General features: G+C 71.9%; 11 protein-coding genes and 1 pseudogene. 4 read left to right on the forward strand and 8 right to left on the reverse strand.

The annotated features are described in order from the left end of the window. Positions 1-43: 43 nt before the first annotated feature. The 3 genes from N4G66_RS12925 to N4G66_RS12935 all read right to left on the reverse strand — a co-directional run bounded on the left by N4G66_RS12925 (position 44) and on the right by N4G66_RS12935 (position 5,870). Positions 44-2,695, reverse strand: coding sequence for a DUF7824 domain-containing protein (locus tag N4G66_RS12925; protein WP_261704195.1), 2,652 nt, complete (start codon positions 2,693-2,695; stop codon positions 44-46). After that, positions 2,692-4,140: an SWIM zinc finger family protein gene (locus N4G66_RS12930; RefSeq protein ID WP_261704196.1), complete on the reverse strand. Its 1,449-nt coding sequence runs from the start codon at positions 4,138-4,140 to the stop codon at positions 2,692-2,694. Before N4G66_RS12930 ends, N4G66_RS12925 begins: the two co-directional genes overlap by 4 nt. Before the next feature lie 134 nt (positions 4,141-4,274). Further along, on the reverse strand, positions 4,275-5,870 hold the full coding sequence (locus tag N4G66_RS12935; RefSeq protein ID WP_261704197.1) for an alkaline phosphatase D family protein: 1,596 nt from the start codon (positions 5,868-5,870) through the stop codon (positions 4,275-4,277). 147 nt (positions 5,871-6,017) lie between these two features. Here N4G66_RS12935 and N4G66_RS12940 point away from each other — a divergent pair. Further along, positions 6,018-6,521, forward strand: a pseudogene (locus N4G66_RS12940) (hypothetical protein); the annotation flags it as partial. Between the two features lie 194 nt (positions 6,522-6,715). Here N4G66_RS12940 and N4G66_RS12945 read toward each other — a convergent pair. Together N4G66_RS12945 and N4G66_RS12950 are read right to left on the reverse strand one after the other, a co-directional pair. Further along, on the reverse strand, positions 6,716-7,546 hold the full coding sequence (locus N4G66_RS12945) for an alpha/beta fold hydrolase (protein ID WP_261704198.1): 831 nt from the start codon (positions 7,544-7,546) through the stop codon (positions 6,716-6,718). A gap of 289 nt (positions 7,547-7,835) precedes the next feature. Beyond that, positions 7,836-8,489, reverse strand: coding sequence for an NADPH-dependent F420 reductase (locus N4G66_RS12950; RefSeq protein WP_261704199.1), 654 nt, complete (start codon positions 8,487-8,489; stop codon positions 7,836-7,838). A 110-nt stretch (positions 8,490-8,599) separates the two neighbouring features. Between N4G66_RS12950 and N4G66_RS12955 the strand changes: the two genes are divergently transcribed. Together N4G66_RS12955 and N4G66_RS12960 are read left to right on the forward strand one after the other, a co-directional pair. Then, the gene (locus N4G66_RS12955) at positions 8,600-9,484 is read left to right on the forward strand and encodes an RNA polymerase sigma-70 factor (protein WP_261704200.1); all 885 of its coding nucleotides are present in this window, start codon (positions 8,600-8,602) and stop codon (positions 9,482-9,484) included. 269 nt (positions 9,485-9,753) lie between these two features. Beyond that, a complete protein-coding gene (locus N4G66_RS12960) occupies positions 9,754-10,515 on the forward strand; it encodes a GntR family transcriptional regulator (RefSeq protein ID WP_261704201.1) in 762 nt (253 codons plus the stop codon). Between the two features lie 138 nt (positions 10,516-10,653). Here N4G66_RS12960 and N4G66_RS12965 read toward each other — a convergent pair whose 3' ends face one another. The 3 genes from N4G66_RS12965 to N4G66_RS12975 all read right to left on the reverse strand — a co-directional run bounded on the left by N4G66_RS12965 (position 10,654) and on the right by N4G66_RS12975 (position 13,774). Next, on the reverse strand, positions 10,654-11,811 hold the full coding sequence (locus tag N4G66_RS12965; protein ID WP_261704202.1) for an ROK family transcriptional regulator: 1,158 nt from the start codon (positions 11,809-11,811) through the stop codon (positions 10,654-10,656). A 122-nt stretch (positions 11,812-11,933) separates the two neighbouring features. Then, complete coding sequence (locus N4G66_RS12970) at positions 11,934-12,596, reverse strand: response regulator transcription factor (protein WP_261704203.1); 663 nt, start codon at positions 12,594-12,596, stop codon at positions 11,934-11,936. 14 nt (positions 12,597-12,610) lie between these two features. Next, positions 12,611-13,774: a sensor histidine kinase gene (locus N4G66_RS12975; protein ID WP_261704204.1), complete on the reverse strand. Its 1,164-nt coding sequence runs from the start codon at positions 13,772-13,774 to the stop codon at positions 12,611-12,613. Between the two features lie 108 nt (positions 13,775-13,882). Between N4G66_RS12975 and N4G66_RS12980 the strand changes: the two genes are divergently transcribed. Beyond that, positions 13,883-14,812: an ABC transporter ATP-binding protein gene (locus N4G66_RS12980; RefSeq protein WP_261704205.1), complete on the forward strand. Its 930-nt coding sequence runs from the start codon at positions 13,883-13,885 to the stop codon at positions 14,810-14,812. The last annotated feature ends 1 nt before the right edge of the window (position 14,813 follow it).

A 14,813-nucleotide genomic window follows, 5' to 3' on the forward strand; every position in this document is an offset into this window, starting at 1 on the left:
CCGATCCCTGATCGCCCTGTCCCAGGAATGTGGCGGCCCTACGTCAGGCGGCGGCCTCCTGCGTCAGCGCCGTCCGTAGCCGCCGGGCCTGCGTCACCACCTTGGACGAGCCGCGCCGCTCGGCGGTCCCGGCGAGATGCGCGAGATCACCGCGGGCCCCGGACCGCTCGGCACAGTCGGCCGCGACAGCCAGCAGCTCGCCGAGCCCCCGCACCGGGCCGCCGCCCGCCCCGTCCGCTGCCAGGTCGGCCAGCAGGACCGGCAGCAGGTCGCGCAGCACGGACCAGACGGTGGCGTACGCGCCCGTGGCCGCCGCCGTGCGTATCGACTCGGCCAGCCGGGACTGCTTCAGCGCTCCCCTGCGCACCAGCTCCCCGATGTCCGTGCCGAGCCGCCCGGCGTCGAGCTGCCCCCGCGCGGCGAGGATCAGCAGGGCGTCCACCGCGGCGAGCCGGTCCTCGGGATGCCGGGCCCCGAGCCCGTACGCCACGCACAGGTGCAGTGCTTCGCCCGCCTCACCGTCGGCCTCGGCGAGGAGCGGCAGTATCGCGGCGTCCGCGCGACTGTCCTCCACCGCGGCCGTGCTGATGTCGCCCAGCAGCCGCGCCGCCACCAGCTCCCGCCGTCCCGGTACCACGGCCGGCCAGTGCTGCAGGCCCCTGACGCCCCAGTGCCGGCAGTACCAGCGGTCCTTGAACACCGTGAAGGGGCGTCCCAGATGCCGGAACTCCGGGGGGAACAGGCCTTGTATGTCTTCGAGTTCACCCAGTTCCAGCAGGATACGGACGCCTGAGGTCCGTCGGCGGCTCTCCGGAAGCAGCGGGCCTTCGGCGGCGAGCCACTGAGCCAGCCGGTACCCCTCGGGGCTGCCGAGCGCGCGGGCCCGCGCCGCGGCCGCCGCCGCCGTCGCCGGGTCGTCGCGCCGTACTCGCAGCAGCGCCTGCGCGAAGTCGGCGGTGCCCGGCCGGGCGTCGAGCCGCCGGTACTCGGTGAGGCGTGCCACCAGCTCGTCGGGCTCCAGCAGCCCGGTGTCCCAGGTGGGAGTGGCCAGCAGGAACGGCATCGGGTCGGCGCGGAGCCGGTAGGACACTTCCCACAGGCGCGCCTCGAAAGCGCGGGACAGAGCACTGTGGTGGCAGTTGCCGCTTGTCGTGCCCTGCTGCACCGCAGCATGGAGCGTGTCCATGTCGATCTGCTCGAACAGGGTCGCGAGGACGACTTCGAGACCCTGTGGCGACTCACGGTAGTGCCTGCCCGCGTTCGAGTACCGCGAATCGCCGTCCCCCCACCAGAATCGCGCGACCACGGGGCCGAGGGCCTCCACCAGAGCGTCCCGGTCGCGGTGGGCGTGGCGGACCAGGCCGTCCAGGGTGCGCTCGAACGCCGCGACGCCGCCACCGGACGCCAGCAGCGCGCTGACCTCCTCGGCCAGTTCGGTCACCGAGTCCGGTGCCGTCGCCAGCCGCGCCCGCTCCGGGACGGGCGGCAGCACTTCCTCCTGGACCACCGAAGCGGAGCCGAGAGCCTCGATGCCGAGGAGTCGCTGCGCCCGCAGCCGCAGCCCCGGACTCAAGTCGTCGGCGAGCTCGCCGAGCCGATCCCGCGCGTCACCCGAGTCGGGCAGTGCGGTGACATGGCGCTCCACCAGCTTCAGCGCACGCTCCTGCACCTCCGTGTCCTCGTGCCCGAAGGCTTCCGCCACCGCGGGCAGCAGTACATCCGCCGTGGACGGATCGTGCCTGAGGACCTTGCCCAGCAGGACGAGCTGGGCCCGTACCAGCTTCTTCTCGGTGCGGAAGAGTACGCCCGAGGACATCTCGGCCAGCTGCCGGGACGTCAACTCGCCGTCCAGCGCGAGAGCGGCGAGCACCGACTGCGCGTGCCAGGCGACGGCCGGAACGGCCTGGCAGGCGAGCGCCGTCCAGTCGGAGGTGCGCTCGCGTTCCTCCTCACGTGTCGGGCCGAGGGACGACAACAGGCGCAGGAACACCCGTTGGTCGGCGGGGACGCCGCCGCGCAGCAGCCGGGCCACGCAGGCGTCCACCAGAACCTTGCGGTCGAGGTCGCCCTCCTCGGCCAGTTCGGCGAGGGCGTTGTACCAGCTGCCAGGTCCGTCGCCGAACAACCACGTGATCCGCCCCGTGACCTCCAGCGACTCGAAGAGGGCGGCGATCATCCGGGGCAGGTGCGGCTCCTTGCGCAGTCGCTGCACCACGGTGCCTCCGCTGTGCCACGAAGCACCGATGTGCTCGAACCAGCCCTGCACATAGGCGTCGGTCGTCGGAACCTCGCAGCCGGACAGCCCCACCAGCCCCGACAGAAGCGCGAACGGGAGCCGGGACGTCACCGGCCGACCGGCGAGCCGGTGCGTCAGGTCGGCGAGCCAGTCGGACTCGCGGTCGCCCAGCACATGGAGGAGGACACCGGGGGAGGCCTGGGACCAGCGCATGTCGGCCGCGGCGATCCAGGTCGCCGCCCCTGCGGCGCCCGTGTGACAAGCGGCTCCCGCCGCGTGCAGCGCGGGATAGGCCACTCGGGATTCCGCGTTCCACGGCGCGGTCCGCAACTCCTTGCGGAGTTCCTTCAACGCGGGCAGACAGGCGCGGCGTTCGCCGTCGGTCATCCCGTCCAGGAGACCGGCGGCCTCGACCGTCCGCCCCGCCCGTACCGCGTTCAACAGTGCTTCGCCGCTCATCGCACATCGCCCCCGTCGACCGGAACTTCCAGGAATTCTTCGCGTCGTCCGCCGGCCGGAGCCGGACTGTCCCCGTGCTCGGCCCGAGCGCCCCGCCGCACCATCCGCACCGCGAGGGCGTGCTTGCAGGGCCCGCGTCCGCCCCGGTACTTCGCCCACCACAGGCAGGAGCAGCTCAGCGTTCCCGCGTCGTCGCGGACCCGCTGCACATGTCCGTCGTCGGCCGTCACCGTGCCGATGGCGCCGTCCAGGGCCACCGCACCCGCCGACACCAGGGCGCGGGCCGACCGCAGGCGCGGATTGTGCCGCTCGACCCGCCCCGCCTCATAGGGCAGTTCGCGGTGGAAGTACGCCGCCTCCGCGGTGTCGTACCCCACGCGCCCCGAGGTGCCCAGCCGGACCAGGGCGGCCCTCACCCGCTCGGCCGGCAGGCCGGAGGCGGCGGCCAGGTCGCCCACGTCGACGCGCGGCTCCCAGGCCAGGAGCACCGCGATCAGCTCCGCGTCCTCGCCGGCCTCGTCAGTGGCGAGGGCGTCCAGAACCCCGCCCTCCCCGGAGAAGCCCCGGGAGGCGTCCGGCGACAGCGTGAGCGTGAGCCGCATGCCGGGCAGGACGGCCTCCCAGGCGCCGGCCGCGACGGCTTCACCGGTGACCGGTGGGCCGTACACCCGCAGGGCCGTCGCATGGCGCAGCACCCGCTGGAGCGCGATCAGCCGCTCGGGGCCGGGCAGACACACCGCCCCCGGAACCGGCCGGGTCGTCGGACGCAGTCCCCGGCCTGTCGGCACCACCCACCGCGGACCTCCCGACATCCCGCGCGCGGTGCCGCGCGGCAGGGAGCGCAGGAACCGCACGGCCTCCGCCGCGGGCAGCTCGGCCCGCAGATCGAACCCGGCCGCTATCACCTGGGCCTCGGCGAATCCCCGCAGCCAGCGGTCCGGCAACGGCACCTTCTTCTCCACCACCGGTCCGTCCAGCGTGGTCACGGCCATTTCGTCGGGGCCGACCCGAAGGTGCAGCGGATCGTCCGTTCCGATGCGGGAAAGGGCCTCGCGCAGCGGGTTGTTCACGTCGACATTCGTCGTCCCGTGCCCGATCTCGTCCCCGTCGAGGCCCGCTGTCAGGACGTCCAGACGCGCGTACACCCCGCCGCAGCCGGAGAAGGACTCGAACCGGAGCCGGTCGCCGTTGCCCGTGACCACCGGGTCCAGGGAGGCGCGCAGCTGCGGCTGGTAGTAGCGAGCCGCAGCGACATCGGCCACCGCCAGCAGTCCCGCGGCCGCCACTTGAGGCGACGTCAGAAAGCCCGCGAAGAACCGCGGATGGTCCTCGATCCCCGTGGGCGTCGCGCCCCGCGAGGTCTCAAGTCCCAGGCGCCGTCCGTCCGGTGCGGACTCCAGCGTGGAGGGTCGGGTGTAGGCCACGGCCTGCAACGATCGCGTCATGGAAAAACCGTAGAGGCGGCCACTGACAATCCCTCTGACCTGTGACGACTTGCTCGTCAGGTGACTGGCACGGCGGGCCCGCCGTGCCGCGCGCCCAGGGACGGTCCGGTGCGCGGCAGGCGGTTCGAGTACGTCTACTGCCCTACGCGCCCGGGCTGGAGCACCTGGGTGAACAGCACGGTGCCGTCCTGTTCGCGGAGCCGTACCGTCAGTTCGCCGCTGTCGCCGTCGATGTCGACCTCGCCGAAGAACTGATAACCGCCGGCGGGCGAGACGTTCGAGGCGACGGGCGCCTTCACGAACACCCGCTCCGGACCGAACGTGTTGTCCAGCGCGCTCGCCGGGAAGGCGCCGGCGTTGAGCGGACCGGAGACGAACTCCCAGAACGGCTCGAAGTCGGTGAAGGCGGCCCGTGACGGCTGGTAGTGCTGCGCCGAGGTGTGGTGCACATCGGCGGTGAGCCACACCGTGCCCGTGATCCGCCGGTGCTTGACGAACCGCAGCAGCTCGGCCAGCTGCAGCTCACGTCCGAGGGGCAGGCCCGGGTCGCCCTGCGCGACCGCCTCGATGTTCGGCTGTCCTTCGGTCGTGTCCGGCACGACGAGGCCGAGCGGCATGTCCGCGGCGATCACCTTCCACACGGCGCGCGAGCGCGGCAGCTCGCGCTTCAGCCACTCGAGCTGTTCGGCGCCGAGGATGCCCTGCGGGTCCGTGGTCTGGTTGTCCGGGGAGTTGGCGTTGCGGTAGGTGCGCATGTCGAGGACGAACACGTCCAGGAGCGGCCCGTGCCGTACGACCCGGTGCACACGGCCTTCCCGGTCGCCGGGCCGCAGGGTCGAGACGGGGAAGTACTCGCTGAACGCGCGCCGGGCCCGAGCCGCCAGGACGTCGACGCTCTTCTCGGTGTAGCGCGCGTCCGTGCTCGCGATGACCTCACCCGGGTACCAGTTGTTGCGCACCTCGTGGTCGTCCCACTGGATGATGGAGGGCACCTGGGCGTTGAACCGTCTGAGGTTCTCGTCGAGCAGGTTGTAGCGGAAGTTGCCGCGGAACTCCGCCAGCGACTCGGCGACCTTGGACTTCTCCTCGGTCGTGATGTTCCGCCACGTGCTGCCGTCGGGGAGCGCGGCGGTCGCGGCGATCGGGCCGTCCGCGTAGATGTTGTCACCGCTGCACAGGAAGAAGTCGGGGTCGAGCCGGGCCATCGCGTCGTAGATGCGGTAGCCGCCGATGTCCGGGTTGATGCCCCAGCCCTGCCCGGCCAGGTCGCCCGACCACAGGAAGCGGACGCCGTCGCGCCGCCCGTGCGGAGTCGTACGGAACGTCCCGCTCACCGGCTCGCCGGTGCGCCGGGGGTCGTCGGGGTCGGCGAGCAGGACGCGGTAGTGGATCTGTTCGCCGGAGGGCAGTCCGCGCAGCCGGGTGGTCCCCGTGAAGTCCGTGTCCGCGCCCAGCAGTGGTCCGTGCCAGCTGCGCGGGTTGCGGAACGTCCCGGTCGCCGAGGTCTCGACGATCATCCGGGCGGGGCGGTCGGAGCGGACCCACACCAGGCCGGAGTCGGCGGTCACGTCGCCGGCCTGGACGCCCCAGCCCGCCTTCGGCCGGCCGGACAGGGCGAACGCCGGCGCCGAACCGAGCGCGGTGGGCAGGGTCAGTGCCGCCGACGCGGCCAGGGAGCCGCGCAGCACGCTGCGGCGGCCGGGAAACGAGCTGGGCGGACGGTGCGACATGGATACGCCTCCGGGGACGGATTCGGCCAGTGTGCAGTGCCACAACTACTGGTGCGCCGCAGCGCACACGGAAACCGCGGGTGAACAACCAGCACTGGAAAGTGCGGAATTGACGTACCGATCTCGGGGCTGGACCGGGTTGGCGGGAGCGGGATGCCCGTGGGCCGGCTGCGGGCCCGCCTGGTGTCCATGGCCACCGGACTCGGCATCCCGCTGGTCGCGGTCGACCCCGCCTGCACCAGCAGGTGGGGCGCCCAGCACTTGCAGAAACCCCTCACCAGCACCATCAGGAAAACCACCCGCCACGACGCTGCCGCCGTGGCGATCGGAAGGCGCGTCCCGGGGCATCCGATCCGGCGGCGGACGGCACCGCCCCGTACCCACCAGCGTGATGGGTACGGGCATCGGACCGTCCAGGCCCGACCGGCCACCCCGGGGCGTGAGGCGCTGTTCATCAGCGGCCTCCGGCCGCGGGCCGCCCCCGCATTCCCGGACCACGGACACGATCCGTGCCGCCCGGACGCGGAGCGAACGCGGGCAACCTGGGGGTACCTCCCACGCCCTTAAGGCAGTGGGGGAGCCCAACACCGTCCGGGGCGTTCGGCCGAGCACGAGTCCTGGCAACAGGACTCACTCCCGCTCAGTCCCTAGGAACGGTTGCCGAGGTCCATGGTGCGTTTGCGCTCGACGACCTCCTCGACGTGGGACGCTGCTCACGGGGCGGCGGGCGCTGGGGCTCACGGGCTGCCTCCGAGGACGGCGGCCGACGCTGCCCGAACGCCGTCACCGAGGACGGCGGGCGGCAGGGTTCGCGTGCAGCCTTCCGGGGAGCGGTGCCCCGCCTCTCAGCTGCTGCCGTCGAGGATGACGCGGGCGACGAGCGCCGGGTCGTCGTTCATCGGGACGTGTCCGCAGCGGGGCAGCCGCACCAGCCGCGCCCGCGGAATGATCTGCTTGGCCCGGACGCCCTGGCGGCGCATCAGCAGTCGGTCGTGGGTGCCCCAGGCCACGGTGACGGGCAGCGCCGGGATGTCGTCCGTGAACTGGACGTTCGTGCCTGCCCGGAGGGTCTCGGCGAATCCCTCGGCGCGGGCCAGCGCGAGTGTCTCGGCGACGACCGCGTCCGGTGAACGGCGGCCGGGCCGGGCGTAGATGGTGCTGGTCAGCACCATCCGCCCGGCCGCCGAGCGGGAGAGCCGGTCGATGACCGGCAGGGGCATGCGCCGGGCCGCCGCTCGCATGGCGATCAGCACGCCGAAGGCGTAGCGCCGCTCCACCGGTGACCAGAAGCCGGCGGGCGAGAGCGCCGTGACGGACCGTACGAGCTTCTCGCGGCCCAGTTCCAGGGCCAGCAGCCCACCTAGCGAGTTGCCGGCGACGTGCGGCCGCTCGATCTCCAGCGCCTCGCACAGTGCGCCGAGCACGGGAACCACCGTCGACAGGTCGTGGGTGAGCCCCTCGGGCAGCGCCGGTGACTCGCCGAAGCCCGGGAGATCGACGGCTATCACGTCGCGCTCGGCCGCGAGGATGGGGACGACCGGGTCCCAGGCCTGTCGGTGGTGGCCGATCCCGTGAAGCAGGAGCAGCGGTTCACCGGCGCCCACGCGCGCGTAGGACAGGGTGACCGCCCTCGGGCCGCTCGGGGAGGGGAGACTGACGGTGACCGTGTCGGACATGGGACTGCTCCTCGTCTGGACGCCGTGACGAACCATCTTGTAGACAGCTTGTCAGCAACTGCTACCGACGGGTAGCCCCGAGGTGTCACGAACCGTACGCCAGGAACGGAACGGCGCGGATCGGGCAGCCCGGGGGACCGGGCTGCCGAGGGGACGACGGCCAGGCCGGCCCGCCGAGAGCGGGATCCCGTACCTCACCCCAGCCGCTGGCCGCCAGCCGTCGGCCGCCAGCTGTCAGCCGCCTGCTCCCGGCACCCGTATCCCTCCTCCCCGTCGCCCGCGGCCCGCGCTAGCGTGCCCTGTGCACCTCCACGTTGAACTCCGGGTGCCCGATGCTTCGGAAGAGGTTCAGCCACAGGGGCAGATACATCTCCGCGGCCCGCGCGGTCCGGATGCCCCCGAGGTCGAGCACGCGGTGCGCGGGCCAGCCGAACTCCCCCAGCAGCGCCGTCACCTGCTCCTTGGCGCTCTCGTCGTCCCCGGAGACGAAGATCTGGTGCTCTCCTGGCACCCTGGCGGGGTCGACCATTACTTGGCAGTTGACGGTGTTGAGGCTCTTCACCACGCGGGCCTGCGGGAACGCGCGCTGGATCTGCTCGCCCACGCTGTCCGACTCGACAGGAGAGAGCCGCATCTCGCCGTCCTCGAACGCCATGGGGTTGGAGACGTCCAGCAGTACCTTGCCGTCCAGTTGTTCCTCGCCGGCCGACCGCAGCACGGTGAGAGCGACCCGCCCGCCCACCGCGTTCACTACCACCTCGCCGAACGCCGCGGCGTCCGCGAACGTGCCGTGACGGGCAGTGGGACCCGAACCGCCGGCCCACTCGACGGCCGCCGCGTTGTCCTTCGTGCGCGAACCCAGACAGACCTCGTGGCCCACCTCGACCAGTTTGCCGGCAAGCGCGCGCCCCACGTCGCCCGTGCCCAGAACCCCGTATCGCATCGTCGTTCCTCCCGTTTCGAGACCGCGGGCCGGCGGCGGCCCGCCGTCATTGTGCTCCGGGTCGGCGATTTCGCCTGGACACGAGGGAAGGTGTCGGGTGGGATGGTGCGGTGGCAATCGACACCGCGACCGATGTCTTCGAAGAACATCGCCCCGTACTGATGGGCGTGGCGTACCGCATGCTCGGGCGGGTGGCCGACGCGGAGGACGTCGTTCAGGAGGCGTGGCTGCGCTGGTCCGCCGACGACCGGTCGGACGTGCGTGAACCGCGCGGCTACCTGGTCCGCGTCACCACCCGGCTCGCCATCGACCGACTGCGCCAGGTCCAGTCGCGCCACGAGGCGTACGTCGGACCATGGCTCCCGGAGCCGTACGTCACCGACTTCGGCGACACCGTCCCTGACAGTGCCGAACGGGCCGTCCTCGCGGACTCCGTCTCCCTCGCCGTCCTCGTCGTCCTGGAGTCCCTTTCGCCGCTGGAACGCGCGGTGTTCGTCCTGAGGGAGGCGTTCGGCTATCCGTACGCCGACATCGCCGCCGTCCTCGACCGGGGAGAACCGGCGGTGCGTCAACTCGCCGGGCGGGCGCGCAAGCACGTCGAGGAACGACGGCCCCGCTACGAGGTCGACCCGGCCGAACGCCGTGACCTCACCGAGCGGTTCCTCGCCGCGGCGGGCGGGGGCGATCTCGAGGGGCTCATGTCGCTGCTGGCACCGGAGGCGCGCCTCATCGGCGACAGCGGAGGCCTGGCCCAGGCGCCGCTGCGGGTCCTCGACTCCGCAGACAAGGTCGGCCGCTTCGTCATCGGCGTCACCAGGAAGGGTGTACCGGGCCTGTCGTTCCGCTTCCTCGAGGTCAACGGCGGTGTCGCGGTGCTCGCGCTGTCCGAGGGCAAGCCGGACAGCATCATCCAGCTGGACGTCGCGGACGGCCGCATCCAGTGCGTCTACATCGTGCGCAACCCGGAGAAGCTGGTGTCGCTCTCCGCCGACTGACCACTGACGAACGCCTCGGTCCGAGGCGCCGAACGGCAGCGAAAGCCCCCGTCTTCGGACGGGGGCTTTCGCTGTTGTGTCAGGGACATCGCCCAGCGAGAACACCCCGTGAACGCTCTGCGGCGGACCGCCTGTGCAATCCACAAGGGATCGAGGATTGGTCTTGACCAAGGGTGGGGGCGGCCCTATCGTCGCAGGGATAGTGCAGGAACCTTTAATAAACAAGGGCGTTAAAACGCCGCCGGGCCACGGCGATTGCGGAGGACAGGGTGGGGACCACGCAGTTGGAATCGGTGCCGGAACCTAAGTACTGGCATCTCAAGACCGTGCTCAGTGAAGCACTGGACTCCGAATTCACCGTGGGCGAGATCCTGCCCAACGAACGTGATCTGGCGGCCCGCTTCGGTGTCGCTCGGGCCACGCTGCGCCAGGCGCTCGAACAGCTCGAACTGGAAGGCCGGCTGCAGCGCCGTCGCGGCGTGGGCACCACGGTCGCGCCGCCGCGTATGGGTGTGGCCGTCGGAACAGAACAGCACGTGTGGCCGGGGGCGGCCGGCGACGCCTGGCACGCCGCGGACTGCACCGTGGCGGCACCGCCCGCGTCAGTGGCAGACATCCTGGAGACCGCCGCCAGCGAACTGGTTCACACGGTGCGCCGTTCCCGGGTGACGCACGGCCAGCCCGTCGCCGCCGAGCTCCTGTACATCCCGGCGTCCTCGGTGCCGGACCTGTCTGCGATCGACGCGCCCTCGGGTGCCGCACGCGCGCGTGCTGTGCTGCGGGAACTCCAGCGCCTGGAACTGGAAGGCCAGGACCGTGCCGTCGAGCTCGGCTCGGCCCGCGCGGACGACGCCAAGGAGCTCGACCGCCTTCCCGGAGCGCCCGTTCTGGTCGTCACCACCCGTTTCTTCACCGAGGGGCGTACGGCAGCGGTCTCCATGGCCACGTACCGCGCGGACACCTGCCGGCTCACGTTCGGTGACTCCGGTGGCGTGGAGATCCACCACGACCCGGAGCGTCGCGCTTCCTGAGCCGTCCTGCCCGGACCGACGCGCACTTCTCTGCGCGTCCCGGACGACACCCGTCGCGCCCCGGAACACTCCGGGGCGCGATGTTTTTTTCCTAGCTACAGCTACAGCTACAGCTACAGCGGATGCTGCGCTGTCGTGTCAGCGGCGCGCCGTCACGGTTCCCTCCACCGCGAACAGTTGTTCCTCCACGTGGTCGAGGGCCAGGCGCAGCGCTCCGGTCGCCACGGCCGCTTCCCCCAGCATGGACAGGGCCACCTTGGGCGGGCGCAGGCAGTAGCGCGCCAACTCCCGCCGCAGCGGCTCCAGTACGCCGTCCAGACCGGCTGCCCAGCCGCCGATGACGACCAGTTCCGGATCGAGGGCGAGGACCAGGGCCGCCACGTCGTGCACCAGTCGCTGGATGAAGCGGTCGACGGCCGCGCGCGCCCGTTGGTCGCCACCCTTGGCCAGTGCGAACACCTTGGCCACCGCCTGCTCGTCGAGCGGGTGCAATGGTTCGTCCGTGGTCGACAGCAGCGTCTCGGGAGTGACGTCGCGGCCGAGCAGATGCAGCGCGCCGATCTCACCGGCCGCCCCGCCGTATCCCCGGTGCAGCCGCCCGCCGATCAGCGAGCCGGCGCCCGGACTCAGCCCCGCCAGGACGAATACGACGTCGTCGGACTCGGTCGCCGCCCCCTTCCAGTGCTCGGCGACCGCCGCCGTGTTGGCGTCGTTCTCCACGAGCACCGGGCATTTGAAGGAGCGGCTCAGCCGCTCGCCCAGCGGCAGGCCCGTCCATTCCGGCAGCGCTGTGCCCAGGCGCACAGTGCCGTCCGCCTCCACGATGCCGGGGCTTCCCACGCCCACCGCCCGCAGGGAGCTACGGGCGACACCGGCCCTGCGCAGCAGTTCGGCGACCGCCATCCGCAGCCGTTCCAGCCGTTCGTCGGCGGACGCCGTCTCGTCCACGTCCTTGGCCATCGCGCCCATCACGCGCCCGTCCAGGTCCGCGAGGAGCGCCGCGACGCGGTGCGGGCCGATCTCCAGGCCCAGCAGATGTCCCGCCTCGGCCCGGAACCGGAATCTGCGCGCCGGGCGCCCCTGGCGCCGCGTGGCGCCCTCCTCGGCCGCCTTCTCGACGACGAGCCCGTTCTCGATCAGCCCCTCGACGACTCCTTCGACCGTCGGCCGTGACAATCCGGTCACCCGGGTGATCTCGGTGAGGGTCGCGCAGTCCGTGGCACGCAGGGCGTGCAGCACCACCGCGGAATTGATCCGTCGCAGCAGAGAGGGATCCCCGCCGGTCAACCGCCCCAACGTCCGTCCTCCCAGCTTGTACGCGTGTTGGCCGGATCGTACTCGTCGCGGGGGACCTCGGCGAGGGCCGGGGACCCTTTCCCGCCCACGGGGTCGCCGTCAGCCCCTCCTACGGCTCGCTGTCAGCCCGGTGCCACGAACCCCGACTCGTAGGCCGCGATGACCGCCTGAGTACGGTCCCGGGCCCCCAGCTTCGCCAGCAGGGCGCTGACATGCGACTTGACCGTCTCCGTCCCGACGACCAGCCGCGTGGCGATCTCGGCGTTCGACATCCCCCGGGCCATCAGACGCAGCACGTCCGCCTCGCGCTCGGTCAGCGCGGCCCGCTCCATGGCCGCACGTGCCGCCGGATTCCCCCCGCTCTCCCCGTACTCGGCCGCCAACTGCCGTACGGAGGAGGGGAACAGCAAGGACTCGCCCTCGGCCACCAGACGTACCGCGTGCACGATCTCGGCCGGCCGAGCCCGCTTGAGGAGGAATCCGTCGGCACCCGCGCGGAGCGCCTCGTAGACGTATTCGTCGTTCTCGAACGTCGTCACGACAAGGATCTTCGGCGGATCGGTGACGGTCCGCAGTACCGCGCGGGTGGCCTCGATGCCGTCCATCAGCGGCATCCGGACATCCATCGCGACCACATCCGGCCGCAACTGCCGGACCAGCGGGATCACCGCGGCGCCGTCGGCCGCCTCACCGACGACCTCGATGTCGGGCTGCGCCTCCAGAACGGCGCGCAGCCCCGCGCGTACGAGAGGTTCGTCGTCGACGAGCAGAACGGTGACCGGCATCCGGCCAGCGTAGATCAACGCAACGGCAGCTCTGCATGCACCTGCCAGTCACCCTCGTGCGGGCCCGTCCGGGCACGGCCGCCGAGCAGCGCGGCCCGCTCCCGTATGCCGCGCAGGCCGCTGCCCCGCCCCGGCCCCGTTATGCCGGCCGGCAGCGGATTGCGGACTTCCAGGGCGAGCGCGCCGTCCTTGACCTCGATACGGACCCGCACCGGGACGCTCCCGGCGTGCCGCAGCACATTGGTGAGCGACTCCTGGAGGATCCGGTAGCCCTCTCTGGACACCGGACCGGGCACGGTCGCGAGCGGGCCTGTCACTTCGGCGTCGACCTTGGCACCCGACGTGCGGGCCGACTCCAGCAGCCGGTCGGCGTCGGTCAGCGTAGGACGGCTGCTCACGGGACGCTGTGCCTCGCGCAGTACTCCCAGCACCCGCTCCAGGTCCTCCAGGGCGGCCCGTCCGGTCTCCTCGATGGCGACCAGGGCGCGGCCGGTGAAAGCCGGGTCGCCGGCCGCCCGCGCCGCGCCGGCCTGCACCACCGCGACCGTCAGCGCGTGGCCGATGGAGTCGTGGAGCTCACGGGCGATGCGGTTGCGCTCCAGGAGTTGTTCGGTGCGCTCCTCCAGAGCGGCGAGCCGCTCGGTGGGGGAGGGGCCGAGGAGCCGCCGCGCCAGCGCCGTGGTCAGCTCGCCGAGGCCGACCACCGCGCCGTACAGGGCGAGCAGGGGCAGCGGGATGAGCAGCGCGCAGCTCCAGTGCGGGTCGAGGAGCCTCACCACGGGGTCGTTGCCCGGCCAGTAACCGAGGGCCGCCCTGGTGAGATCGACGGCGAACATGGGCAGCCAGACGGTGGCCATGGAGGTCGCCACGCTCAGCAACATGCGCGCTTCCAGCCAGAGCACGGTCCGCCACCGGTCCCGTCGGCCGGCCGAAGGAGCGACCGAGAACGCCGTGTCCTCGCCACTTCGCTCGCCCGGCGCCAGCATGAACCGTGCCTGCACACCCTCGCCCCGCCGCACGGCCGGGATCAGCCCCAGCGGAATGAGCATCAGCGCGGGCACCCACGGCCTCGTACTGTCGATGAACAGCCACACGCTGACGAACAGCATCGGCACCCACAGGTGCAGCAAACGCGTGTACGTCGTCCCCCACAGCAGCGGGCGCAGAAACCGGGCCATCGCGTCATCGTGCCAGCCGGCACTGACAACGGACCTCCCCCGGGCGGGGGAGAGGATCTCCACCTGCGGGGGAGGCGCGGACCAGGCGGCCGCGACCACGCTGGGGCCATGACCAGCATCGACGTCCAAGACCTGACCAAGGAGTACGGCAGCAAGCGCGCCGTGGACCGCCTGACCTTCAGCGTTCTCCCGGGCCGCGTCACCGGATTCCTCGGGCCCAACGGCGCCGGAAAGTCCACCACCATGCGGCTCGTGCTGGGCCTGGACCGGCCCACGTCCGGCACCGCCACCGTCGGGGGCCGTGCCTACGCCACCCTCGACGAGCCGCTCCGGAAGGTGGGCGCCCTGCTCGACGCCGGGGCCGCGCACGGGTCGCGGACCGCCCGGGACCATCTGCGGGCGCTCGCCGCCACCAACCGCATCTCCGAACGCCGGGTGGACGACGTACTGGAGGAGACGGGGCTCACCTCGGTGGCCCGGCGCCGGGTGAAGACGTACTCCCTGGGCATGCGTCAGCGTCTGGGCATCGCGGCCGCCCTCCTCGGCGATCCGCCCGTCGTACTCCTCGACGAACCGTCGAACGGACTCGATCCGGAAGGGATCATCTGGATCCGGGAGCTGCTGCGCCGTCTGGCCCGGGAGGGGCGCACCGTCCTCGTCTCCAGCCACCTCATGAACGAGACCGCGTCCTTCGCCGACCAGCTCGTCGTCCTCGGCCGCGGCCGTCTTCTCGCCGACATGCCCATGCGCGAGTTCATCCACGCGCGCGTGCAGCCTCGCGTCCGGGTACGCAGCACGGACGGCGGCGCGTTGGCGAGCCTGTTCGCGGAGCACGGCATCGAGGCCGTCGAGGGCGAGGACGGCCGCTGGACCGCCCTCGACGCGCGGTTGGAGGACATCGGGCGCCTCACCTCGGCCGCCGGTCTTCCGATCCTCGAACTCGCCGCGGAGGAAGGCACGTTGGAACAGGCGTATCTGGATCTGACAGCCACCGAGACCGAGTTCGCCGCCGTCCCGACCCAGCCTCAGGAGGCCTGAC

This window comes from Streptomyces rhizosphaerihabitans, from assembly GCF_025399795.1.
In the GTDB taxonomy this organism is placed as follows: Bacteria; Actinomycetota; Actinomycetes; order Streptomycetales; family Streptomycetaceae; genus Streptomyces; species Streptomyces rhizosphaerihabitans.